The following is a 25155-nucleotide window of genomic DNA, read 5'->3' on the forward strand; positions in this document are numbered from 1 at the left end:
CCAAAATATACTAATTTAGCTGTTTAATATAACCATATTATCCCATATTTCGTATATTTTGGGGTATACTTTGTAGAAAATTATCACGAAGAATTTTTACTCTTCAGCGCTGTAAATTGTCAAATAATGGGGTTCTCTTTCTTCTGATACAGGTGAATTTATCTTTAGGGAATTCGATGAGAAAATCGGATTCTCTAAAATCTTGGCTCGACATCTACATTTGAAAGACGATAGAAAATACCATGTTCATTCGAATGAAAATTTACTCCGTCAAAAGATTTATCAAATCATTGCTAGTTATGCTGAAGATGACAGTGCTGACGAATTGACGAATGATCCTGTCTTCACACAAATTATCGGGACCGACGCCTTAGCTTCTCAACCAAGTTTTTTGGGGTTTATGGACCATCAAAAGAAGATTGGATTCACTTAGGTGTGGAAAATCCACCACAATATTATTTGGACAAGTTCGTTAGTAATACGAAGCGGGGCTGTCCAGAAAGTCGTATTTCGACTTCTGAAAGCCCTCTTTTCATGTTTCAAAGTCTTATATTCTTGTGTACCGCCTCTTTAGGAATTTTTACTTTTCGGACAGCCTCTTAATTTTGACTTAATATCAACATTAAAGTTTAACAGAGCCAAAAGATAAAAGGAGAAGTTGGACTTTATCTGTTTCTTAATATTTTTCCAAAAAGAATTTACGCCCCCGCTTCGCAAATATCCGCGATGCAGGGGCTTTTATACTTCATAGGCCCTTTTATTTTTGCGAATTATACTCCTCGATGACTTTGCCTAATGCTGCTGCTTCCTCTTCATTTAAAGGTACTAGCGGCAAGCGGACTTTGCCGACGGAAATTCCGTTCAGTTCCAATGCTTGTTTTACAGGAGCCGGGCTAGGTGCAGCGAATAATGCTTTCATGACAGGCAGAAGTTTTCTGTGCAAATTGGCTGCATATACTATATCCCCATCCAGGAAACTTTCAACCATCTGCTTCATTTCGTTCCCGATAATGTGGGAAGCCACAGAAACAATACCTGTGCCGCCAATGGATAACAACGGTAAAGTGAGACTGTCATCTCCGCTGTAAACGGTAAAGCTGTCCGGCGTTTCTTCTATAATCTTCGCAGCAGCATCTAAATCACCGCTTGCTTCCTTGACGGAAACGATGTTTTCAATTTGTGCCAGGCGAATAATCGTTTCCGGCAGCATATTTACCGAGGCTCTTCCCGGAATGTTATAAAGCATAATTGGCAGTGTCGTGCTTTCTGCAATTGCTTTAAAATGCTGATACAGCCCCTCTTGGGAAGGCTTATTGTAATAAGGTGTTACTAGCATAATTCCATCTGCTCCGATGGTTTCTGCTTCCTTCGTTAATTCGATGGATTCTTCGGTATTGTTGGAGCCGGTTCCAGCAATAATCGGAACCCTTCCCGCTGCTGTTTCTAGGACGAGTTTAAACAGCTCCAATTTTTCCTGGCGGGTTAATGTCGGGGATTCTCCCGTTGTTCCGGCAACAACTATCCCATCCGTGCCGTTTTCGATTAAATAATTTACTAGTGTTTTCGTTTTTTCTGCGTCCAATCGCAATTGATCGTCAAATGGTGTTACCATCGCCGTTAATACTCGGCCAAAATTCATATCGTCACGCCCTTTTTAAAAAATTATTTAAGGCAAAATAGAGGTTTGCTAGATTCAGAAAAAAAGCAACAACGAGAGCGCCCGTTGTTGCGTAAGAACATATTAAGTCCTGTACACGATAGCACTCCATATAGATAGACCTATATGGCAGTTCTGCATTTATTCAATACAGAACCAGCTTCGGGATAGTGAGATTCCGTCCGCTTCGGCAAATTCCCCTTTCCTTATGCTTCTTCAGGGCTCACTCCCCTCCGCATAAGTACTGATGGTCTTTGCAACCTCTATCTTTCCTATGAATAAATATATGAACCTATCACCTATACTGTATCAAATCAGCCACAATAATACAAGGGTGCCGCCGGTTCCAGAGACTTGTCAAATATTGTCATAAATGCCATCTGTACCAGGTTCTCACCGTAATTTGTCGAAATATATGATTGGAGATATGGATGCAGGCATCATTGATGCATATTTCGTAACTCGAAATATTATACTGGAATATATCCCGGATAATGATTATAATAATTAAAAAATTGTTATATTTCCGTATTAAGAGCATATACTATTATTTGGATGAAAAAATTGGCCCAATTAATTTGCGGACGGATATACTGGCTATACCCAATATTAGCCTATGAATATAATGCCTGATTGGTTCATTCCAATTGCAATAATCGTTTATTGTTCACTATAATTGCTATGATTTGCAGAAAAGGGAGCTCGTTTATTAAAACAGCTTCCCTTCATTTTTCTTTTTAGTGGAGGGGTATTGTGAAACTTGTTTTATCTTTTTTAAAACCATACAGACTCCCTGCCTTATTGGCCATCGCATTAATGTTAACCGAGCTCGCCATTGAACTGCTGCTTCCCTATTTTCTCGGCGTAATGATCAATGAAGGAGTTATGAATCAAGATATGGCCGGGATAACAAAATGGGGAAGCATTATGCTCGGACTGGCGTTATTTTCCTTTGTCGTCGGAATATTAAATTCCTTCTATTCCTCCCACGTCAGCTTTTCCTTTGGTTATGATTTGCGCGAGAGACTTTTCGCCAAAATTCAGGAGTTTTCATTCAGCCAACTGAGCCAATATCCGACGTCCGCCTTAGTTACCCGCTTCACCAATGATATCCGGCAAATTCAAAATACCGTGTTTATTGCCCTTCGCATTATGTCGAAGGCACCGCTCCTTGCTTTAGGCGGAGTGGTCATGGCCTTTATCGTTAATGCGAAACTCGCTCTTATTTTTCTTATTAGTGTACCGCTGCTCATCCTATTCTTATTATTCATACTGAAATTTGCCAGCCGAATGTTTTCAAAAGTACAGAAAAATGTCGACCATGTTAACCGGGTCATGCAGGAAAACTTGGCAGGAATGCAGCTGATTAAAGCTTTTATGCGCCGGGATTTTGAAGAAGACCGGTTTGAAGAGGCGAATATAAACTTAGCCCAATCGACGAAAACGACTTTCCGTTTTGTCGAAGCATCTACCCCGGTTCTATTTTTCGTCATGAATATGAGCTTAGTATCGATTCTCTGGTTCGGAAATGCCCAGATTATTGCTGGAAGCACAAATGTCGGTGAGGTCGTCGCCATTGTCAACTATGCCCTGCGGGTATCGATGGCTATCTCCATGTTTTCCTTTATCATTCTCGCCCTCTCCCGCACGAAAGCGTCGGCGGAACGGGTTCAGGAAATACTGGAACTTCCGATTGAACAAGACGAGAAAATTGCTGCGGAAAGGCAGCCAGCGATTGCCGAAGGAAAAGTAACTTTTGAAAATGTATCTTTCCGATATCCTTCTTCGGAAAAGACGGTTTTAAATAATATTTCTTTCACCCTTGAACCTGGAGAAAAATTAGCGGTGATCGGGGCAACCGGTTCGGGGAAGACATCCTTATTCCAGTTAATTCCCCGGTTGTACGAACCGGACGATGGCACGATTTTGATTGATGATGAACCGATCAATTGCTACGATATTGACCACCTGAGAAAAAGCATCGGTTATGTACCCCAAAGTCCCCTCCTTTTTACTGGAACAATCGGAGAAAATATTAAATGGGGCAAAGAAGGAGCAACCGACGATGAATTAGTGAAGGCTGCAAAGGATGCGCAAATTCACGAAACGATTATGGATCTTCCCGGCCAGTATAAAACTAAGGTCGGCCAAAAAGGGGTCAATCTTTCCGGCGGCCAGAAGCAACGGATTTCCATTGCGAGAGCCCTTATTCGTAAACCGAAAATATTGATGCTCGATGACAGCACTTCTGCATTGGATTTGGCTACGGAAGCTCGATTGTTGGAACGCATCCAAACGTATCGCTGCACGACATTGATTATTACGCAAAAAGTCTCCACCGCAAAAACATGTGACAAAATTTTGCTTATCGATGAAGGAAAAATACTTGCCATTGGCACCCATGAAGTGCTGCTGCAGCAATCCAGCCTGTATCAGCAAATCGTTCAATCCCAATTCGGAAAGGAGTATGCCCATGTCCATTAAATCATTGAAAGCGCCATTTCAATATCCAAAAATCTCCTTGGACAAGGAAAAAGGATTGGAACAAAAGCGGGCGAAAAATATGGCTGGCACGCTAAAGCGGATATGGTCCTATTTAGCAAGGGAAAAGGGCAAACTCTCTTTAGTGCTTGTCATGGTATTTGCAACGTCTGCACTCAGCCTCCTCGGTCCGTATTTGGTCGGGATGGCAATCGACAACTACATCGTGACAAGGGAAATCAGCGGATTAGGCATGCTGTTAATCTGGCTTATCGGCATTTATATTTTCCATTCAGCAGCGATGTTTTTGCAAAACTATTGGATGATCGGCATTGCCCAAAATACGGTGCAAGATATGCGGTCCGAATTGTTTCGCCAGTTCCACCGTCTTCCTATTTCCTACTTTGATAAGCGGCAGCACGGAGAACTAATGAGCCGGCTGACAAACGATATTGACAATGTGAATATCGTCTTAAACTCATCGGTAATCCAAATTTTCTCCAGTATGTTAACCCTTGTCGGAACGGTCGTCATTATGATTTCTTTAAGTCCGATTTTAACGGCGATTACGATGTCCATCATTCCTTTGATGTATTTAGCGATGCGCTGGATTACGAGAAGGACGGGCAAACTGTATAAAATGCAGCAGCGGGATATCGGGGAAGTTAACGGCTATGTGGAAGAAATTGTCTCAGGGCAGCACGTCGTGAAAACCTATTCTCAAGAGGAACTGGTTAAGAAGGAATTTGCCGAACGAAACGAATCATTAAAGGTCACCGGGTTTTGGGCACAAACGATTGCCGGCTTTACACCGAAGGTGATGAACACCTTAAACTTTCTCGGTTTCGCTCTAATTGCCTTTTTTGGCGGATGGCTGGCAATCCGGTATCAGGCGGTAACAGTCGGAGTAATTGTTATATTCACCGAATATGCAAGGCAATTTACTAGACCGCTAAACGAATTATCCAACCAGTTTAACATGCTTCTCTCGGCCATTGCCGGTGCAGAACGGGTATTTCATGTGTTGGATGAAGAGGAAGAAGAGACGGATGAAACAGAAGCACAGGAAATTGCTGAACCAAAGGGACATGTCATATTTGACGATGTCACCTTTGCCTATGAAGAAAGCCCGATATTAAAAAATATCAGTTTTGAAGCAAAACCAGGAGAAACGATTGCTTTCATCGGCCATACCGGTGCCGGAAAAACGACGATTATTAACTTAATTTCCCGGTTTTACAATTACGATACCGGAAAGATTATGTTGGACGGTATCGAGCTAAAAACAATTAAAAGGGGCAGTCTCCGAAAACATATGGCCTTCGTTCTTCAGGATTCCTTGCTTTTTCAAGGGACCATCCGGGAAAATATCCGCTACGGCAGACTGGAAGCGACCGATGAAGAAGTCATCCAGGCGGCAAAAGATGCCAATGCCCATGATTTTATCATGAAACTTCCAGACGGCTATGACACCGTTTTAGACCAGGACGGCAGCGGAATCAGCCAGGGACAAAAACAGCTGTTAACGATTGCGAGAGCTCTCCTTGCCCAGCCGGCCATTTTAATTTTGGATGAAGCAACGAGCAATATCGATACGATTACCGAATTAAAAATTCAAGAGGCATTAAAACGGCTGATGAAAGGAAGAACGAGCTTTGTCATTGCCCACCGGCTGAATACCATTCAAGAAGCGGACCGAATCATCATGCTCGAACACGGGAAAATCCTCGAACAGGGCAGTCACGACACATTAATTGCGAAAAAAGGCCATTATTATCATCTGTATAAAAGCCTGCTTCTCCAAAGGGCAAACGGCTAGATAGAATCTTCTGTCAACTTATGTTACACTGGGAAAGATTAAGTAATGCGAAGGTGGATTGAATATGGCAAGAAAAGGAACGATGTTAAAACGGGAGATTAAGAGCAAATTTTTGCAAGAAACGAAAGAAGTGAAAATTTATTTGCCGGAAGCCTTCTCCCCTTTAAATAAATATCAGATTTGCATCATGCAAGACGGGGATGACTTTTTCCAAATGGGGAAAGTGGCTACCTTCAGCGATCAGCTGCATGACGATTACGAAATTGAAAATACGGTGTTTGTCGGGATTCATTATAAAAACCGCTACGATCGCCGAATAAAATACCATCCGCATGGCGAACAGCATGAGGCGTATACATCGTTTATCGTAAGAGAAGTACTGCCGATGCTGGATGATATCATTCCTTCCGTACAATTAGGGCAAGGGCGGGCGCTGATGGGAGATTCCCTCGCCGGAACGTTTGCCTTAGTAACCGCATTAAAATACCCGAACACTTTTGGCAAAGTAATCATGCATTCGCCATACGTGGATGATGCTCTTCTTGATATCGTGCAAGGAGTAGAAGTGCCGTTATCTTCATTGGATATTTATCATACGATTGGCTTAAAAGAAGATGCCGCCGTACTTTCAGACGGAAAAGCAGAGGATTTACTGACGCCAAATCGGAAGCTAAAACAGCTGCTCCAGGAAAAGGGAGCAAATTTAACTTACTATGAAATCGAAGGCGGCAACCATACTTGGAAGTATTGGCAGGAAGATATGCCTAGGGCACTTATGACCATGTTTTCTTAAAGATTCTTTACAAATGAAAAGACATAAGCCCTTTTAACGTTTATATGCTATAATGGAAAAAATTAAAAACAAATCGTGCAAATACTCGATATAAACGGATACATAAAACTTTTAAAGGAGGAGATTTTATGAAATACGGTATCGTGATTTTCCCGCCAAAATATATTCAGGATGAAGCAAATTCCTATCGTAAGCGATATGATCCGAAATACAGCCTGATTCCTCCCCATATTACGTTAAAAGAAGCTTTTGACATGGATGAAAAGGAAATGGACAAATTAATTCCAGAGCTGAAACGGATCGCTAATGCCACAAATCCATTTTCCATCGAAATTCGTAAAGTAAGCACCTTTTTCCCGGTAACGAATACGATTTATTTTAAAGTGGAACCTAATGATGAATTGATGAATTTGCAAAAGCAATTCCATGAAGGAAAATTTGAAAACAATATGAGCCATCCGTTCGTCCCGCATATTACGATTGCGCAAAATTTACGGGACGACGAATATTCGGATGTATTTGGAACGTTAAAAATGAATCAGTTTAATTTCGAAGCAACCATTGACCGCTTCCAGCTTCTCTACCAGTTAGAGAACCAATCTTGGACGGTTTATGAAACTTTTGTATTTGGGAAGGAAATTGTATGATCGTAAAAAAAGTGGAAACAAAAGCAGAATTAGACCAGGCTTATACGGTTCGAACGATTGTCTTCGTTCAAGAACAGAACGTACCAGTCGATTTGGAAATTGATGAACATGATGAAACGGCCATTCATTTTATCGGTTTGCTGAATGGCGAAGCGATTGCCGCGAGCCGATTGCGGTTTGTCGATGATTACGGCAAATTGGAACGGATTTGTATCCTAAAGGAACATCGGGGAAAGTCCTACGGCAAAAAACTGATTGCCAAAATGGAAGAAGTAATTAAAGAAGAGGGATACTCCAAAGCAAAGCTAAATGCCCAAACCCACGCAGAAGACTTTTACCGGAAATTGGGCTATATGACCATTTCTGATGAATTTATTGATGCAGGAATTCCCCATGTGACAATGATAAAAGAACTTTCCTGACACGAACGAGGGTGTCCGAAAAGTAAAAATTTCCAAAGAGGCGATAAACAAGAATATTGATATATCAAGATTTTGAAACATGAAAAGAGGGCTTCCAGAAGTCGAAATACGACTTTCTGGACAGCCCCGTGTTTTTTCTCCTCCAATATTGGACAGACTAACTGTCAGATGCATTGGAGGAGATTTATATGAATACTTATTTTTCCTTGTTTACGGAAGCAGTATTAGGCCTTGTTATTTTATTCATTCTTACGAAGATTCTCGGAAAAACCCAAATTTCCCAGCTTACTCCTTTCGATTTTATTTCTGCGGTTTTATTGGGGGAACTGGTCGGAAATGCACTATTTGATCCGGATGCAGGGATTATGGAAATTGCATTCGTAGTCATCGTGTTCGGAACGATCATTTATTTTGTAGAATGGCTGACACAAAAGTTTAAAAGAACCCGCGCTCTGTTAGAAGGAAGTCCGTCCATCGTTATTTATAAAGGAAAAATGATTCGTGATGTCATGAAAAAGAACAAAATGGACATTAATATGCTGCAGCAGTTGTTACGGGATAAAGATGTCTTTTCCTTGCAGGAGGTGGAATATGCCATTCTCGAATCGAATGGCAAACTGTCGGTAATGAAAAAATCCGACTACCAGACACCGACGAGAAAAGATATGAAATTAGCGCAGCAGGAAGTAAAACTGCCAACGTTATTGATTAATGATGGAGAAATTATTTATGATAATTTAAAAGAAAAAAATTTGACGGTAGAATGGCTGCAGGAACAATTGGAACTGCAAGGCTACCGCAGTGTGGAAGAAATATTTGTCGCCGAATATACGAAAGGCGAAGACTTGTTTCTCGTCCCATTTATCAATCGCAATCATGAAAAATGGCAATAAAAAGCCAGGTGAGAATACTCCCACCTGGTTATATTGTTTGTCTAAATCTTCGTCCTTTTCCCGTTATCATTGCGATATGTTCTTCATCGACATAAGCATGTTTCGGGCGGAGCTTCGTCTTTGGATGAAACCGTTCATGCTCGCTTTTTATTTCTTCATGATGTTTGTCGAGAATTGCTTTAAACGGCTTATTGACTTCCGTTTTCTCACGCTTCCTTACTTTCGTCCGTTCTTGATAAGCAGCATACGTATAGTTTTCAACCGGCAAAATATATCCCATTAAAAGCTCCTCCCTTCCGAGGTATCTATATATTATATTCGACAGCGAAACTAATTTTTCCTTCCTTTTTCCGAAAATTTTAAATAAGTTATTCCTCCATTTTCTTTTCCAATTTTTTGATCCATTTTTCGATAATTGCCATATCCTTTAAGAACTGGCTGTTCCATTTTTCAGCATTTTTTTCAAAGGTTTTAAACTTTTTTTCTGGAGCTTGAAACCACTTTTCGTTTTTTTCCAAATGCTTGGCAATTACTTCTGCATATTCTTTCCACGGATTTTCTTTATTCATCCGCTCCCTCCTCCAACAAGAGGAGAGGAGCTGGATTTGTTCCTTTTATACCCAGGAAAAGCCCTTTCTCTCTCTTCGATCTTTCTCGTTTTTTTCTTCTCTATTTTCTTCATCCCTCACATTGGAACGGCGTGGCGGCATAAACCAGTCTCCCCATGGATCCCGGCGATCCCTCTTTTCATCGCGGCCGAATGGATCCCGCGGTTTTCTTTCTATTACAACATTATCTGCTTTAATGAGTAAATTCTTTACATGCAGCTCTTTATTATTTGACATAATCTCCCTCCTTCATCACTTATCCATATTAGTCTATGAAGGAGACGAGGTGCCACGTATAGTCAATGGCCCGAATTTTCCCGATTCCCACTAGGTATTTTCATGAGGAAACGATATATATGCCCACACCTTCCACATCGTCCCACATATTCTATTAGGGAAAGTTAATCATTTATTGGAAAGGAGTAATGATTATGGGTTGCGGGAAACACCATAATTCAGGTAATTGTGTTGCAGATATTCTAAGGGATATTGTAGATGCTCAGAATGATATCGTAGAAACATGCTGTGAAACTGGTTGTGAGCAATCTATTAATGACTTATTGGGCGAATCCGATGACGATAACGGCCGCGATACAGTGCCTGTAATTCTATATTGCAAAGGAACTTGCAAACCATTTAAAGGGTTTGGAGCACAAAAATTCAGACATTCGGATGGAAGCCACGGAATGACCGATATTATCGCCAGCTTCATCTTCCGAGTGAAATCCATCGATAAAGATAACTGTGCAGTGCTTGAACTTCTCTTGAGTGACAAGCAAAACTGCGGAAATGATCATTTGAAGGATCCGACAGACCAAGATACGAGCAATCTCGGAAGAACTGGTGTATGCATCACCGTTGATGCTGATTGCTTCTGCCATGTTACTTGCCTGCCAGCCATTAGTGTCTTTAACAATGATTAATGGATGGGAAACACCATGGAAAAGTGGAGAATCACCTTTCCTGGTGTTTTTTCTTTTAAAAACCAAGCATTCTAACTTTGGTTATATTTTCTAATGGGATAACGGCATTGCTCGCCCTTCGGCCGACTTGCATGTACACCTTCCCATCTTTATAATCCGCAACAATTCCTTGGTATGTCCGGTCCTTTGTCTTAATTTCACATCGAAGTTTCGGCGAATAGCTGTGGGTGTTTAAAAAGTATTGAATCCTTTCTTCCACCGTCATCTCTTTAAATAATTTTCTTTCATTTTTGTTTTCACTTGTATTTTCCTGTAACGTATCCTCGTTTTCAAGAGGGGCAGTATTGTTTTTCAATGACTTTTTCTTCATTGTCATATATTGGTGCTGCATTTGTACTTTTGGCATTGTTAATTCCGGCTGGGAAATAAACAGCACCGGATCGTTTGCATATTTCTTTTCTCCCACAAACCTCTCTCCTTTCCAAATGACTTCATTCACTAAACTAGTATATGAACCCAGTTATTGATGTGTGTGCATCTTTAACTCAGGGCATGTTCCTTATTTACAGTCAAAAAAACCGCTATCAGAAGTCCGATAGCGGTAAATAAAGATTTAGCATATTTACATTAAGTAGCCCATAAAGGCTGTTGCCATGCCAAAGTAAATGAAAATCGAAATTATATCATTAATCGTTGTAATAAAGGGGCCAGATGCCACCGCCGGGTCGATGTTAAGCCGGTCCATCAGCAGCGGAACGAAGGAACCGGCTAAGGTGGCAACGACAAGGGATGCCATTATCGAGGCACCGACGAGCAAACCTAAAAAAATGTCCCCTTTCCAAAAATAAATAATACCTGTGATGACAAGGCCGCAAACGAACCCGGTAATCAGTCCGGTTAATGCTTCCCGCATAATCATCGTCCATTTGCTTAGATTTCCGTAGTCCCCAGTTGCAAGGCCCCTTACTGCCACCGCTAATGCCTGGGTTCCGGTATTTCCCGCCATTCCGGCAATAAGCGGAATAAATATCGCCAACACAGCTACTTGGTCTAACGTTTCTTCAAATTTTCCAATTAAGCTGGCAGTAAGCATGCCTAGAAAGGAGAGGACAATCAGCCACGGAAGCCTGCTCTTTGCTGCTGAAAAAGGGCTGCTGGAAGGCCGGTCCGTTTCTGATATGGCGGCTAGCTTGGAGTAATCTTCGTTTGCTTCCTCTTCCATAACATCCAAAATATCGTCTACTGTAATAATTCCTAATAGGTGGTTTTGAAAATCGACTACCGGCAAGGCAAGGAGGTCATAGTCCATAAACATAGCGGCTATTTCTTCCTGATCCCTTGCAACGGAAACGGTGACGAGCTTTTCACTCATAATCTCTTTTAACAGAGCATCATCGGCTGCGATAATCAAGTCCCGGATCGATAGCACGCCGACGAGTCGTTTATCATTGTCTAATACGTACAAATAGTTAATCGTTTCCGCATCGGGCGCCTCCACCTTGAGCTGCTGCATTGCCTCTTTTACCGTTTGCGTTTCATAAAAGGCAATGTACTCAGTCGTCATAATACTTCCGGCAGTTTTTTCTTCATAATGGAGCAATTGCTTAATTTCGTTGGCAGCTTCTTCGTTCATAATCGTCAAATAGCTGACGACTTTTTCTTTATCCAGTTCATTTAAAATGTCCACCGCATCGTCGGCAGGCATTTCCGCGAGTATTTGCGCCGCCATGCGCGGGTCCATTTCCGTAATAAATGGACTAATGTCCTCCAATTCAATATTGATCATCACTTCCGCCAATTCCCCGGGAGAAAGAAACGAATAGATCAGCAGGCGTTTTTCCTTCGGCTGTTCGAGGAAATAAACAGACTGGTCGTACGGATGCATTTCTAAAAAATATTGCCGGAAGTCATCGGTATTCTCATTTTCAAGGGCAATATCAAGCTTATCCCACTGCTCTTTATACTGTTCTTCGTAAGTTAATTTATAATCTGTCATTCAACATCACCTCTTCCTAGAAAAAGCACCCAGCATCAGGCAGCATAGCACCTGTATACATATTCTGTTTTAAATTATAGAATAATGTATGTAGAGAAAGGTAGTGAATTTATGAAAATTGATGTGATTGGAGATGTTCACGGCTGTTCGGAGGAACTGCGGGAACTTCTTCATAAACTTGGGTATCGAAAAGAAAAGGACATTCATGTCCATCCCGATGGCAGAATTCCTGTCTTCCTTGGAGATATTACCGACCGGGGCCCGGATTCCATCGGCGTTATCCGGCTCGTATATCATATGGTAAAAGAACAAAAAGCCAAGTACGTCCCCGGCAATCATTGCAATAAATTGTACCGCTTTTTTCTCGGCAATCGGGTTCAGGAAACCCACGGCCTGGAAACAACTACTGCCGAATACCGGGCGCTGGCTCCCAGAGAACAAAAACAAATCCGCCATATGTTTATAACTCTTTATGAAAATGCGCCATTGTACTTAGTATTGCCCGAAGTGAACGCCGTCATCGCCCATGCAGGAATTCGGGAAAATTTTATCGGGCAGACAGGAAAAAAAGTGAAAACCTTCGTCCTTTATGGTGACATAACAGGAGAATTCCATCCGGACGGCCGGCCAATCCGCAGAGACTGGGCGAAACATTACAAAGGCAGCCGCTGGATTGTCTATGGTCACACTCCGGTGAAAGAACCGCGCAAAGTGAACAAAACAATAAATATTGATACCGGATGTGTCTTCGGAAATAAACTGACGGCCTTTTCTTTGCCGGAAGAAAAATTAACCTCTGTAGCTTCAAAGCAGCCTTACATAGAGGAAAAATTCACTAGCTTTGACTAAAGGCAGTCTGTTTATTTCTCCATCTGTTCTATCAGGCGCTGCATATCTTCCGGCACTTCCGTCTCCACTTCGACTCTTTCTCTCGTAAACGGATGTTCAAAGCTGATGTAATAACAATGCAGCGCCTGCCGGGAAATAACCTTTGTGCTACCGCCGTATAAATCATCCCCTGCCAAAGGATGTCCAATATGGGAAAAATGTACCCGGATTTGGTGGGTTCTCCCTGTTTCCAAATCAATATCAATATAGGAATGGAGCTCGGATGCCTTTAACACGCTGTAATGGGTAATCGCGTCTTTCCCTGTTTCGGTGACGGTCCGTTCGATAATCGAACCTTCCTTTCTGCCGATTGGAGCACGAATTGTCCCCTGTTTTGCTGCAAGCTTTCCTTCGACTACCGCTTTATATTTCCGCTTGATTTTTCCGGATTTTTGCAGTTTCGCAAGGAGCGAGTGGCTATACCGGTGTTTAGCAATTAAAACGAGTCCGGAAGTATCCCTGTCCAGCCTTGTTACAACGTGCACAGTATAAGGGAGTTCTGCTTCCCGATAATGATGGAGGAGGCCGTTTGCGACCGTTCCTCCCGGGTGATGGAGGGATGGAATTGTTGCCATATTCGCCGGTTTATTGACAATCAGTAACGCATCATCTTCATAAACAATGGATATATCGATTGCTTCCGGATGCATAAAGCCGGCAATTTCTTCCTTGGGAAACTGAACTTCCAGTACATCTCCAACCTGAAGATGCTCCCGTACAGAAACCGGATTTCCGTTTACGAGGATTTTTCCCTCCGTTTTTACTGAAATTAATATCCTGCGGGAAAAATGTAAATAATTTCTTAAAAAATCCCGAATCATCATTCCATCATGTTCGTTCGTGATATGCCATTTCATGGTGTACCTCTTTCCGTCATTTCACCTTCATATTTCCTTCGGCAACGAAGGAGTCCCTTACCCGATTCCAAAAAGGAAACTGGCGGAAACGGGCAAAACGGACCTTTTCCTTCGCCACCCGGCATTGGATCGACTTCACGTTTGTATACGTTTTTGACGTATGGTCGATAGCAATAATAAAGCTTTTATCTTTAAGCGGCTCGAGCAAGCATGTATGATGTTTCGGCAAAATGAGCGGCGAACCGATTGTCCGGAAAACCCGGTTGTTAATTGACGCCATTTCCGTCAGCTGAATCGCCTCAATGGACGGGTGGATAATCGCACCGCCTAAAGCTTTGTTGTAGGCTGTGCTTCCCGTTGGTGTAGAGATGCAAATGCCGTCACCACGAAACGTTTCAAAATGCTCTCCTTTAATTTTTACATCGAAGACAACTGAGCCTTCCGCTGTTTTGATCATCGCCTCATTTAAAGCCAAATTCCTAGTTTCTTTGCCATTTTTTTTGCTGCGAATAATGACTTCCAGCAATGGATATTCTACTACCTGATACGGGGTTTTGGCGATTTCGATAATTAATCTTTCCACCTCCGACGGAATATAGTCGGCATAGAAACCTAAATGCCCGGTATGAACGCCAATAAAGGCCGTTTTATCCAAACGGTGCACATAACGGTGAAAAGCCTCAAGAAATGTTCCGTCTCCCCCAACGGAAATGACTAAATCCGGCTCATCCCGGTCATAAACTAAATCAAAATCTGTTAAATATTGCTTCATCGTCCGCTTAATTTTATTGGACCGTTCGTCACCTTTCGAAACAATTTTGAATTTCATCTTTGTCTCCCCTTACGACTATTTTCGATGGAAAATCCGTTGTGCTTCCTGAATTTCATGTTTTATCATCGACATTTCTTCGTCCAGTTTATATGCCCCGGCCGCAGCCCGCTGTAACCTTTCTTTTATCTCTGGAGGAATGCGTCCTTTATATTTATAGTTGAGGGAATGTTCATTCGTAGCCCAAAAATTCATCGCCAGCGTTCGGATTTGTATTTCTGCCAGCACCATTTTTTGCCCTTGAACCATTTCCACCGGATATTCAATGATCATATGGTACGACCGATAGCCGCTTTCCTTCTGATTGGCTATATAATCTTTCTCCTCTACAATTTTAAAATCATTTCGCTGTCGCAGCATATCCACAACAATATAAATGTCATCGACAAACTGCGTAACTACCCGTACCCCGGCAATATCATAAATTTCTTGTTCAATCCGGTCCAGCGGAATATTACGGTTTTTTGCCTTTTCTAAAATACTATGTACTGGTTTTACTCTGCCGGTAACAAATTCAATCGGGGAATGATTCGAGATATATTCAAATTGTGCTCGAATTCCCCGCAATTTTACTTTTAATTCTTCTACCACCTGTTTATAGGGAGCAAGAATTTCTTCCCAGTTCATACAAACACTCCTACAGTCAGACTCTTCTTTCCCTATTTTACCATTGAAACCATTCCAATTGCATATTCCAATAAAATTAGCGATAATCTATACAAATATCGCCGATTAAGGAGGAGAATGTTTGCGACAGGAAATCGAAATTGAATTCAAAAATATGCTGACGGAGGAAGAATTTGACGCTTTATTAAAGGCACTTCCCTTTCCCAAACATAGTATAATACAAAAAAATCATTATTTTGAGACGAAAAACTTTTCTTTAAAAAATAATGGCGCAGCCTTGCGCATCCGGGAAAAAAACGGAGTCTTTGTTCTGACTTTAAAAGAACCCCATCCCCAAGGCCTGCTGGAAACCCATGAAAAGCTAACCGCGGAGGAAGCGCAACATTGGCTGGGGGGAAAACCGGTCTTGAAGCCGCATATTACGAAACGGCTGGAAACACTCGATGTACCGATAAAAGATTTTCAATATTACGGCTGCTTAACGACCGAAAGATGGGAAACAACGTACAAGGAAGCTCTGCTCGTCCTGGATCGAAGTGAATACAACGGAATAACCGATTATGAGTTGGAGCTGGAAGTAAAGGATCGAAACACGGGCATACTACTGTTTGACGAACTATTGCGAGAGTATAACATTGAGAAAAAACCGTCCCCAAATAAAATCGTCCGCTATTTCAAATCCTTGCCTGCCGGGGGCAAATAATACTAGAGAAGTCAGATTGTTTGATGAAAAGTAGTTCCGTTGCTACAATATATTAAAATATGTGAAGGAGACTAGGTCTATGACGACCATTAAACACGGAACGATTTATGAAGCAATCGGCGGTTACGAAACGATTGATCGGATTGTAACAGCTTTTTATAAACGGGTTGCAAAACACCCAGACCTTATACCTATATTTCCAGATGATTTGTCGGAAGTGGCACAAAAACAGCGTTGGTTTCTTACCCAGTTTTTTGGCGGACCAAGATTATACGAAGAAAATCGAGGACATCCAATGCTGCGAAGAAGACATCTCCCTTTTCCGATTACGCCAACAAGGAGAGATGCCTGGCTGTCATGTATGAAGGAAGCCCTGGAAGAAGCTCAGGTGGAAGAACCGTATCGGACGGTTATCTTTGAAAAACTGACATTAACGGCAAACCACATGATGAATACACCGGAGTGAGAAAGGAGAATTCACTGTGCGTTGGAATCAAACTGGGCTGTCGAACGGGAGTCAACAAACATCGGTGAAGGTGTTACCTAAGCCAATCGAAATGTACGTATTTATTGACCCGCTCTGCCCAGAATGCTGGTCATTGAATCCATACTTAAAAAAATTGACGTTGGAATATGGCCGTTTTTTTACGTTGATACCAATTATAAGCAGTGTATTTGTTTCAAGTTCAAAAAGGCACAAAAGGAGCACCTATTATTCCGATCGGAACGACGGGAAGTTCAAAAGACCGATTCCCGTTACGTGCCCATGGATTGTTCCCTTGGCAGTAAAGGCAGCAGAAATCCAAGGGAAAAGGGCAGGAAAAACTTTCCTGCGCAAACTGCAGCAAAAATTATTTTGGCATCATGTGGACGTTACGGAGGAAAGCAAGTTATACGAAATCGCGAAAGAGGCCAAATTGGACGTGGAGGAATTTAAAGAAGATCTGTACTCTGCATCGGCCAAAAAGGCATACCAATGCGATCTTAAACTAATGCAGGAAATGGAAATCGAACACTTGCCAACTATTGTCTTTATCAATCATTTTAGTGACGAACAAGGAATAAAAATAACCGGCATTTATCCTTATGAAGTGTACGAACACGTACTGCAGGAAACATTGCAAAAAATCCCGATTCCTTCGGAAAAACCGCCATTGGAGGACTATTTCAAAAAATATGAAGTTGTTGGCATGGAAGAAATATCCTTTGTCTACGACTGGTCCAGAGGAAAAACAGAAAAGGAACTTAAGAAATTACAGTTCCAGCAGAAAGTGAAACAGATTAATTTTTCCCTTTGGGAATATATTTACTAATGCCTTTTTCATACGGAAAGAAGGCATTTTTTATTGTCATTGATAGAAAAAAGAAAGAAGGATATACGGGGCAGCGTATATCCTTCTTCTCTCTTTGTATAAGTACAAAGGGGGATGGGAGAAAGTTTCATGATCAAACAAAAGGGGTATTTGTTTGTAATTAACTTACAACTATATCTTAACAACATCAACTGAAAAACACAATATATTTGTTCATGTTTTCACAAAAAATTCACTTCTAATTTACAATTCCTATACATAACTATACAATGACATGCTATTTCAGCAGATATCATCACTTTTGTTATGGACCATTTGCGATAAGCATCATTTTGATCTGCAAAAGGAGGGATACGGATGCATCCTCTTTTTCAAATTTTATTCTTCCTGTTCTTTGTCATTGCCTTTTGCCTGAATATTCTCGGCTTAATGAGAATTATTCCTCTATATGTTACTTTGCCGATGTTATTCATTTCAATTTATTTGGCCCTCTACTCCCTCTTCTACCAAAAACCATACCGAAAAAGGATGAGATAAAAAAAGGGATATACGCAAGGGCGTATATCCAATCCATTCACTGTTCAACACTACATAGGAGAAATATTGAAAAACTACAAGGGGGATTTCAATATTGTTTACAGTTATATATTAGCACAAAAATAAAATTTCATGCTGTAAATGTTAGCGATTTCACAAATTATTCATAACTAACATGAGCAAATTGGGAATAAAATAAACATTTTTTAACAAAGCAAAAAGGATATACGGGGCAGCGTATATCCTTTTTTTCCGTCCTTGTATTATATACAAAGGGGGGATGGGAGAAAGTTTCATGATTAAACAAAAGGGGTATTTGTTTGTAATCATCTTACAATCCAATCATAACAAGAGAAGAATTAATTGGCAATATATTTGTTACTTATTTCACAAAATGTTCACTTTCGGAAAGAGAGGCGGAATTATTCCTGCCTCCCGCATCTTATCCGAGTAATAACTTTTCCATTTCGTTTAGTTTTTCCTCAAATACGTGAAGGGCATCCAAAATTGGCTGTTTTTCCGTCATGTCTACGCCAGCTTTTTTCAGAACTTCAATCGGATAGTCGCTGCTTCCAGCCTTCAAGAATTCAATGTACCGTTTCACAGCCGGCTCCCCTTCCGTCAAAATTTGGTTCGCCAGGCTTGTTGCTGCTGAATAGCCAGTGGCGTATTGATAAACGTAATAATTATAGTAAAAATGAGGAATTCTCGCCCATTCCAAACCGATCTCCTCATCGGACACGACAGCATCTCCGTAGTATTTTTGATTCAAAGCGTAATAAATCTCTGTCAGTTTTTCTGCTGTCAGCGCTTCCCCATTTTGTGCCCGTACATGAATATCATGTTCAAACTCGGCAAACATCGTCTGCCGGAAAACAGTACCTCGGAAACCTTCGAGGAAATGGTTCAATATATACAGTTTTTCCTTTTCATCTTCCAAATGGTTGAGCAAATAATGGTTGAGCAATGCTTCGTTGCAAGTTGACGCCACTTCGGCAACAAAAATGGAATAATGGCCGTAACGGAACGGCTGGTGTTTTCTCGTATAATAGCTATGAACGGAATGTCCCAATTCATGGGCTAACGTAAAGGTATTGTTCATATTATCTTGCCAGTTCAATAAAATATATGGGTTTGTTCCATATGCCCCGGAAGAATAGGCCCCGCTTCGCTTCCCTTTATTCTCCACGACATCGATCCAGCGGTTTTCAAATCCTTCCTTGACGATGCCGACATACTCTTCCCCTAACGGCTCCAAACCTTTCAGCACATAATCTTGAGCTTGTTCGTACGTGACGTTCATTTCCACATCTTTAACGAGCGGAGTATAAATGTCATACATGTGCAACTCATCTAAATTTAACACTTTTTTTCGCAATTCCATATAACGGTGCAGGAGCGGCAGTTTTTCGTTGACCGCTTCCACCAGCTGATCATAGACGCTTTCCGGAATGTTATTATTGTCTAAAGCAGCCTGTCTTGCCGAATCATAGTTTCGGACTTTGGCGGTAAAGTTGTGGGTTTTTATGCTTCCGCTTAACGTCGCAGCAAACGTATTAATAAACTTTTTGTACGTCCCGTATAAAGCTGTAAAGGCATCTTTTCGCACCCTTCGGTCCCTCGACTCCATAAACCGTCCGTAACGTCCGTGTGTAAGTTCCACCTCTTCCCCGTTATCATCTTTAATTACCGGGAAAGTCAAGTCCGCATTGTTTAACATGCTGAATGTTTGGGATGCTGTCGATAATGCTTCCGATGCTTCCGCAAGCAGCACTTCCTCTTTCTCGCTTAAAATATGCGGCCGCTTACGGGTGATTTCATCCAAAGTTTTTTTGTATAATTTTAACTCCTCATTTTCCTCTAAGAAACGGTCAATTTTCCCTTCTTCCATTGCCAATATCTCCGGAACGATATAGCTCATGGAACTGGATAATTGCGTATATAAATTTTCTGCCTGGGAATTCATTGCCTGATAATGGGAATTGGTTGTATCCTGGTCATAGCGCATATGGGCATATGTATACAATTTACCTGCCCGTTCAGATAGATGGTCCTGCAATTGGAGCATTTCATATAACGTATCGGCAGATTCCCCTAATTTGCCTTGAAATTCTTTTATTTTCGGGATGTCTGCCTGCAGTTGTTTAAATTCTTTTGTCCACGCCTCATCGTCTGCAAAAATATCTTCCAGTCTCCACGTTTTATCGACAGGTACTTCACTTCGTTTCGGCAATTCCTTCGTTTTCTGTTCCAAATAAAAACCCTCCTTTTTTATCTTCCCATTATCTATTCTACAACTTTCCAGCAGATTCCTTTAATAGTATAGCAAAATAGCCAGGAATCATGCCTGAAGCAGAATTTTCGCGTTATCCCAGCCTTTAGGTTAATTGTAAACGGATCAATTTTTTTATCAGCATCCTGTCCCCTTGGATCGCTTCTTCTAACGTAGTGTAAAGGGGTATCTCCTTTAACTTTACATAGATTTCGGGGGAACGCTTTTCGACAATGTGCAACTTTTCCCAGTATCGTAAATATTGTTCAATCGGGTTATCTTTCTTGGAAATTAGCGGGAAAGTATCAGCACTGTAGAAATAAGGACGAAGGATACGTTCACATTGGCGGAGAGAAAAGGAGTTTCCAACTTGGCACTTTTCCAATACTTTGAAGTAAAGCCGGCTTTGCCAATTCCAGGGAGAAACTTTCAGCAAAAATTGGGAACGGACGGGAAGATGGACAATGGAAGGAAGCTGCTCCAAATATACTCCTTGCGAATAGAGCCATTGACGCCAAATCAGTTCATTGCCATATAAATTCTCCCGGCGTTTCGTGCGGAAGCGGAGCTTTTCTTTATACCATACTTGAAGAAATGATTCTTTTGGAAAAAGAGGAACCGAGAATAAATCGCGGAACCGGCCATATTCCAGAGGAATCCTTTCCATTTTCCCAATTGCCCGGTTCATCTGACTGAAAGTAAGATAATGAATTTGAAGAAATTGCTTTTTCAGGGGACAAAAGTAAGTAATTGTTAACGGGGACGCAGGGGTATATTGATGGATCAGCTGCCTTGTAAAAGCATCGATTTTCCAAACGTACGGGGAAAGCTGACGCATGCGGGTTAATCCTAAAATCCAAAAAGGCACAATGCCCATTTGCAAATACCCTTCAGTTCTTGCATTGATTTCATCTTTCGGTATCTTGGAGCATTGAAATTCAATGGCAATTTTCCTGTCTGGAAAATGGAGCAATAAATCAGGACGCTGCTTTATATCAGGAATATACATCTCCAATTGGACGTTCAGTCCTTGCCGCCTCAACCATTGATACAATAATAGTTTCCCTTCTTCATGATAAAGACCTTCACCAGCTTCTGAAGACGGACACTCTTCTTTCCTTTGATGGGCAAAATGGGGAATTACTTTATTGCCGATTTTCATGATGACTTTTTGCTTACAGACGGGGCAATAAAATGGGGTGCTAGAGTTTCGTAACTGGAGTAAAGTGCTCCGGGGAAGCATTGCTAACGTAACCCGTTTTCCATCTTTTGAGATTGCCTGCAGCAATCGATTCACCTCCAGATACTATAATTCGACAAAATCGAAAAAAATCCTGCAAAAAAAGAGTGTCCGAAGGAAATTTCGAACACTCTTCTAAGGGATATTAAATTTGCGCCGGAAAATAGCTGCGGATTTGTTCAAAGGCATTGTATTCAAATAGTTTCTTGCCATACTCCTCCAGTACATGAATGGAGATATCCGAGTCTTCCGCAAACTCCAGCACCTGACTGATCAAATCTTCCTGTAAGTGATCATCTGTCAGATACGGTGAAAATTCCAGGTATAAGTAATACTTATCGTTATAGGTGTAAATAGTTTCTTCCACACTGTCCGTATCATCCTGGAAATAATGGCTTAGCTGGATGACATCTTCAAAGTTGTCAAATTCGGCAATAATCCATAAGCCTTCTTCCATCATGTCATCATCGTTTTGTTCCAAATCTTTGCCGTATTTATTTTCAAGAAAGTCTTCCATCTTTTCTTCCAAAGGAAGTCCAAAATCATTCGGATGGAATTCTCCGTGTTTTGCGATTTTTGCTTTCGTTACAATAATTTCCAGGCCCTTTTCCAGCGCTTGAACTTGAATCCATAACGGTCCGTCCACTTGGAAATCTTCTTTGTAATTGACTTCTTCCATCATTTGCCAAAAAAGCTGTTCGCTTCGTTCCCGGTCATACCAGATTTCTTCTCTTTCATACCCGAGATTTTCAATGTCTAAATAGGAAATATAAAATTTCACCGTGTTCTCATTAATTCTTTCTATTTCCATCTTTCTCTCTCCCTTCATTTTGAAAAACAAAAATGTTTTTCTTTATCCAAACTCTTCATCTTTCACACAATGAGGTGGAAGAGATTGTATTGTCATGATGTATTATCTGTTCAGTCAAACGTTCAAAGATTGTCTACCCTATTCATTTATTCTTATTTCTTCCATTGTATGTTATTGTGTAACATTCCGGAAATGAATATGCCCATTTTTCCCCAAAAGTGTAAACATCCCTAGGCTATATGAATAGTTAGTATAGTATTTTAAACTAAATTTATCCTTTTGTCACTGATAAAATTTTGGATAATCGCTCAAAAACGCAGAACGATAAATGTTCTGCGTTTTTCGTTTAGTTATTAATTCACCATTTTCTGTGCTTCGCGCAACTGGAATGTTCTTACAGTCCGCGGTAGGAATCTTCTTATTTCGTCTTCATTATATCCAACTTGCAATCGTTTTTCATCTAGGATAATCGGCCGGCGCAACAATCCTGGATTTTCCTGAATTAAGGTAAACAGCTCTTTCATTGGCAGCTGTTCAATATTGACATCCAATTTTTGAAACACCTTGGAGCGGGTGGAAATAATTTCGTCAGTACCGTCTTCGGTCATCCGCAAAATTTCCTTTATTTCATCCAATGTTAACGGTTCAGAGAATATGTTTCGCTCTTTATATGGTATGTTATGTTCTTCTAACCACGCCTTTGCTTTCCTGCAAGAAGTACAACTTGGTGAGGTATAAAGTGTTACCATGTAACTTCACTCCCCATTAAAATGTATGTGAAAAAGTAATCGTTACTTAAACATTATTAAATAATAATTAGTTTAAATAATTATCTAAAAATAAGTATACTACAATAATGAAGTAAAAGGTAGGGTTTTTTAGGTAATTTTTTCAAATAATTTCGCTCAAATAATTGTTCCTCCAATCCGATACGCCGCAATCTCCTGTTTTATGTACTTGAAAAAAAGGACGTATACTATGTAACATACCCTAAACGATTTTCAATTAAACCCGCTGAATTGAAAAAACTTTATTTCAATCCAGATAATTAGGTAAGCATTGCTTCATTGGAAACAAATGCCTACCTATGCTGAACTTCTATCCGTATTGGAAACAAAAGCCGTTCTTATTTCCCGACTAAGTAGTTGACATCTTTCGTATATACATTAGCCGCATTCCAAATTAAAAATTCATCGATTCCATGCTCGTATAGTGCTTTAATTTGCGCTTCCACCTCTTCCTTTCCGTATTGGGTAACCGGTCCGTCATAAATCCACGGTGCCTCAAAATCTTGAATCCATGGACGGGAAACCGGCGGATTTTCCAGCTGCCCCAATACGCTGTTTTCCACTTTGGCGTATTCAGATACGAGACGGTACGGTTCTTTATCCGGTATTTCGATGCCAAAATAATGGTTTGACCAATGGCTCGGATAAATCATGGAGGAGATAACGTCGACTTGCTCTGCAATTCTTTTAAAATTTTGTCCGATTCCCGGTGTTTCTTCAATGGTGGCTGCATATCCAAAAATGTCTACGGAAACATCGACATCATAAACGGCCAGCTCCTCTTTCGCATACTGGACAAAATCAGTGACGGCTTCCACCCTCTTTTTCACATCGTTCAATTCCACATTGGCATAGTCTCCCAGCGTATAGTCCAATCGCTCGGCTCTCGTTTCAAATCCTTCCGGAAAGCGGACATAATCAAACTGAATTTCCTGGAAACCCATTTCTGCAGCAAGTTTTGCGATTTCCACATTATATTCCCATACTGCTTTTTCGAAAGGATTGACGAAAGCTTCTCCCCGATTGTTCGTCCACACTTTTCCGTTCTCCGTAAAAGAATATTCCGGCCGCTGTTTGGCCAATACCGTATCTTTAAAGACGACAATCCGGGCAATCGGATAAATATCCTTTTCTTCCAGCGTCCCCATTAATTTTTGCGGATCCTGAATGTAATTTTTGGAAATTTCCCCAAATGACGAGCCTTTCTCCGGCTCAAAAGTTAAATAGCCGAAATCATCCTTGATGTCAATAACCATTGCATTTAAATCTGTACTTTCAACTAAATCGACCAGCTGACTGAAATTGCTTGAGCCTGCCGACTGGCCAGTCACGTAAATCCCGCGTACCGCATCAGGATATTCAAACGTATACGGGGATACGAAGGCAAATCGTTTCATCCTCTCCTTTGTATCCAAAAGCTGGATATTCGTCTCTCTTTCCTTATGAAATTCAATTTGCAGTGATTCTTCTGCGGCACCTGTTAAAGGTATAAAGATGGCAATAAGGAGAATCACAATGGGGGGTATCAATAGATGGTACATTCTCATAAGCTATCAATCTCCTAAACTATTCCTTCATTAAGTATAACGTAAAAACGGGAACAATGTGATATTGAATGTGATGGAATGAATTTCCACATTTAATTAAATCGGAGAACTATTCAAGAGATATAAACTTAAATTCGTACTTGATTCTGATATGAAGGATGTGCTTAAAACGGGTAAAATTTTTCTACATAAACTTGGAAAGAATCGTTATTTTACGTATGTGATATTAAAAATGTCTAATTCGGGGAATGAATAACAACGAAATGTTTTGGAATTAGCTTGTCTTTCATCGTTTTCGAGCTGCTCCAAATCTTGATCCTGCTCTCATGTATAGATTTTGCGAATCGGAATCCATTACCCGCTGCAACTTCTGGCCCTTTTTACAAATCCTGGTTTCACCTGTGCCAGAAACTGCCAATGCAATTCTCAGATTTCTATGTTTTGTCACATGTTGCGGAAATTCCGTCAGCTGTTTTCGACTATAATGGAATTACATAGGTTTAC

Annotated in this window: 26 protein-coding genes, 1 pseudogene and 1 riboswitch; of the genes and pseudogenes, 13 read left to right on the forward strand and 14 right to left on the reverse strand. The window is 40.9% G+C overall.

From position 1 onward, the window contains the following. Positions 1–130: 130 nt before the first annotated feature. Positions 131–412, forward strand: a pseudogene (locus IEV18_RS09225) (transposase); the annotation flags it as partial. Between the two features lie 345 nt (positions 413–757). Here IEV18_RS09225 and dapA read toward each other — a convergent pair. Next, entirely contained in the window at positions 758–1639 is an 882-nt protein-coding gene (dapA, locus tag IEV18_RS09230; RefSeq protein ID WP_188392106.1) for a 4-hydroxy-tetrahydrodipicolinate synthase, read from the reverse strand. A gap of 111 nt (positions 1640–1750) precedes the next feature. Then, a riboswitch (Lysine riboswitch) is annotated at positions 1751–1931 on the reverse strand. Between the two features lie 479 nt (positions 1932–2410). On the opposite strand from dapA, the gene IEV18_RS09235 reads away from it, so the two are divergent. From IEV18_RS09235 to IEV18_RS09260, 6 genes are all read left to right on the forward strand, one after another. Continuing rightward, a complete protein-coding gene (locus tag IEV18_RS09235) occupies positions 2411–4141 on the forward strand; it encodes an ABC transporter ATP-binding protein (RefSeq protein WP_188392107.1) in 1731 nt (576 codons plus the stop codon). Then, positions 4131–5957 carry an ABC transporter ATP-binding protein gene (locus IEV18_RS09240; RefSeq protein WP_188392108.1) on the forward strand — a complete coding sequence of 609 codons (1827 nt, stop codon included), beginning with the start codon at positions 4131–4133 and terminating at the stop codon, positions 5955–5957. Before IEV18_RS09235 ends, IEV18_RS09240 begins: the two co-directional genes overlap by 11 nt. Before the next feature lie 64 nt (positions 5958–6021). Next, positions 6022–6750 (forward strand): alpha/beta hydrolase, encoded by a 729-nt coding sequence (locus tag IEV18_RS09245; RefSeq protein WP_188392109.1) that lies wholly within the window; start codon positions 6022–6024, stop codon positions 6748–6750. Positions 6751–6878: 128 nt separating this feature from the next. Further along, complete coding sequence (locus tag IEV18_RS09250; protein ID WP_188392110.1) at positions 6879–7397, forward strand: YjcG family protein; 519 nt, start codon at positions 6879–6881, stop codon at positions 7395–7397. After that, positions 7394–7819: a GNAT family N-acetyltransferase gene (locus IEV18_RS09255; RefSeq protein ID WP_188392111.1), complete on the forward strand. Its 426-nt coding sequence runs from the start codon at positions 7394–7396 to the stop codon at positions 7817–7819. Before IEV18_RS09250 ends, IEV18_RS09255 begins: the two co-directional genes overlap by 4 nt. 188 nt (positions 7820–8007) lie before the next feature. Further along, the gene (locus IEV18_RS09260) at positions 8008–8712 is read left to right on the forward strand and encodes a YetF domain-containing protein (protein ID WP_188392112.1); all 705 of its coding nucleotides are present in this window, start codon (positions 8008–8010) and stop codon (positions 8710–8712) included. Between the two features lie 28 nt (positions 8713–8740). Here the strand turns inward: IEV18_RS09260 and IEV18_RS09265 are convergent, their stop codons facing one another. The 3 genes from IEV18_RS09265 to IEV18_RS09275 all read right to left on the reverse strand — a co-directional run bounded on the left by IEV18_RS09265 (position 8741) and on the right by IEV18_RS09275 (position 9557). Continuing rightward, positions 8741–8992 (reverse strand): hypothetical protein, encoded by a 252-nt coding sequence (locus tag IEV18_RS09265; protein WP_188392113.1) that lies wholly within the window; start codon positions 8990–8992, stop codon positions 8741–8743. A gap of 88 nt (positions 8993–9080) precedes the next feature. Further along, on the reverse strand, positions 9081–9281 hold the full coding sequence (locus IEV18_RS09270) for a hypothetical protein (protein ID WP_188392114.1): 201 nt from the start codon (positions 9279–9281) through the stop codon (positions 9081–9083). 45 nt (positions 9282–9326) lie between these two features. Continuing rightward, positions 9327–9557: a hypothetical protein gene (locus tag IEV18_RS09275; protein ID WP_188392115.1), complete on the reverse strand. Its 231-nt coding sequence runs from the start codon at positions 9555–9557 to the stop codon at positions 9327–9329. A 194-nt stretch (positions 9558–9751) separates the two neighbouring features. Between IEV18_RS09275 and IEV18_RS09280 the strand changes: the two genes are divergently transcribed. Then, the gene (locus IEV18_RS09280; protein WP_188392116.1) at positions 9752–10243 is read left to right on the forward strand and encodes a CotY/CotZ family spore coat protein; all 492 of its coding nucleotides are present in this window, start codon (positions 9752–9754) and stop codon (positions 10241–10243) included. A gap of 55 nt (positions 10244–10298) precedes the next feature. Here the strand turns inward: IEV18_RS09280 and IEV18_RS09285 are convergent, their stop codons facing one another. Both IEV18_RS09285 and mgtE read right to left on the reverse strand, forming a co-directional pair. Next, positions 10299–10709 carry a CotO family spore coat protein gene (locus tag IEV18_RS09285; RefSeq protein WP_188392117.1) on the reverse strand — a complete coding sequence of 137 codons (411 nt, stop codon included), beginning with the start codon at positions 10707–10709 and terminating at the stop codon, positions 10299–10301. 156 nt (positions 10710–10865) lie between these two features. Beyond that, the gene (gene mgtE, locus IEV18_RS09290; protein WP_188392118.1) at positions 10866–12239 is read right to left on the reverse strand and encodes a magnesium transporter; all 1374 of its coding nucleotides are present in this window, start codon (positions 12237–12239) and stop codon (positions 10866–10868) included. Between the two features lie 111 nt (positions 12240–12350). Here mgtE and prpE point away from each other — a divergent pair, with 111 nt between their 5' ends. Continuing rightward, positions 12351–13088, forward strand: a complete 738-nt coding sequence (prpE, locus tag IEV18_RS09295; protein WP_188392119.1) for a bis(5'-nucleosyl)-tetraphosphatase PrpE — start codon at positions 12351–12353, stop codon at positions 13086–13088. 11 nt (positions 13089–13099) lie between these two features. On the opposite strand, the gene IEV18_RS09300 is transcribed toward prpE, so the two are convergent. Genes IEV18_RS09300 through yjbM form a run of 3 tightly spaced genes read right to left on the reverse strand, consistent with a single transcriptional unit; the run spans position 13100 to position 15440 of the window. Further along, positions 13100–13984: an RluA family pseudouridine synthase gene (locus IEV18_RS09300; protein ID WP_188392120.1), complete on the reverse strand. Its 885-nt coding sequence runs from the start codon at positions 13982–13984 to the stop codon at positions 13100–13102. A 16-nt stretch (positions 13985–14000) separates the two neighbouring features. Next, positions 14001–14813 (reverse strand): NAD kinase, encoded by an 813-nt coding sequence (locus IEV18_RS09305; protein WP_188392121.1) that lies wholly within the window; start codon positions 14811–14813, stop codon positions 14001–14003. A gap of 18 nt (positions 14814–14831) precedes the next feature. Beyond that, positions 14832–15440, reverse strand: coding sequence for a GTP diphosphokinase (gene yjbM, locus IEV18_RS09310; RefSeq protein ID WP_188392122.1), 609 nt, complete (start codon positions 15438–15440; stop codon positions 14832–14834). A gap of 121 nt (positions 15441–15561) precedes the next feature. Between yjbM and IEV18_RS09315 the strand changes: the two genes are divergently transcribed. From IEV18_RS09315 to IEV18_RS09330, 4 genes are all read left to right on the forward strand, one after another. Next, the gene (locus IEV18_RS09315; RefSeq protein ID WP_188392123.1) at positions 15562–16143 is read left to right on the forward strand and encodes a CYTH domain-containing protein; all 582 of its coding nucleotides are present in this window, start codon (positions 15562–15564) and stop codon (positions 16141–16143) included. Positions 16144–16222: 79 nt separating this feature from the next. Further along, complete coding sequence (locus IEV18_RS09320) at positions 16223–16609, forward strand: globin domain-containing protein (protein WP_188392124.1); 387 nt, start codon at positions 16223–16225, stop codon at positions 16607–16609. Positions 16610–16625: 16 nt separating this feature from the next. After that, complete coding sequence (locus tag IEV18_RS09325; protein ID WP_229733616.1) at positions 16626–17456, forward strand: DsbA family protein; 831 nt, start codon at positions 16626–16628, stop codon at positions 17454–17456. Between the two features lie 357 nt (positions 17457–17813). Beyond that, on the forward strand, positions 17814–17993 hold the full coding sequence (locus tag IEV18_RS09330) for a hypothetical protein (protein ID WP_188392125.1): 180 nt from the start codon (positions 17814–17816) through the stop codon (positions 17991–17993). Between the two features lie 442 nt (positions 17994–18435). Here IEV18_RS09330 and pepF read toward each other — a convergent pair whose 3' ends face one another. The 5 genes from pepF to IEV18_RS09355 form a co-directional block, all read right to left on the reverse strand. After that, positions 18436–20247 (reverse strand): oligoendopeptidase F, encoded by a 1812-nt coding sequence (gene pepF / locus IEV18_RS09335; RefSeq protein WP_188392126.1) that lies wholly within the window; start codon positions 20245–20247, stop codon positions 18436–18438. Between the two features lie 124 nt (positions 20248–20371). After that, positions 20372–21553 carry a competence protein CoiA gene (locus tag IEV18_RS09340; RefSeq protein ID WP_188392127.1) on the reverse strand — a complete coding sequence of 394 codons (1182 nt, stop codon included), beginning with the start codon at positions 21551–21553 and terminating at the stop codon, positions 20372–20374. Between the two features lie 97 nt (positions 21554–21650). Next, a complete protein-coding gene (gene mecA / locus IEV18_RS09345; protein WP_188392128.1) occupies positions 21651–22316 on the reverse strand; it encodes an adaptor protein MecA in 666 nt (221 codons plus the stop codon). A gap of 353 nt (positions 22317–22669) precedes the next feature. Next, complete coding sequence (gene spxA / locus IEV18_RS09350) at positions 22670–23065, reverse strand: transcriptional regulator SpxA (RefSeq protein WP_188392129.1); 396 nt, start codon at positions 23063–23065, stop codon at positions 22670–22672. A 377-nt stretch (positions 23066–23442) separates the two neighbouring features. Beyond that, positions 23443–24651, reverse strand: a complete 1209-nt coding sequence (locus IEV18_RS09355; RefSeq protein WP_373281906.1) for a putative glycoside hydrolase — start codon at positions 24649–24651, stop codon at positions 23443–23445. Between the last annotated feature and the right edge of the window lie 504 nt (positions 24652–25155).

Origin of the sequence: Compostibacillus humi, from assembly GCF_014637175.1 — a bacterium.
GTDB lineage: Bacteria > Bacillota > Bacilli > Bacillales > Amphibacillaceae > Oceanobacillus > Oceanobacillus humi.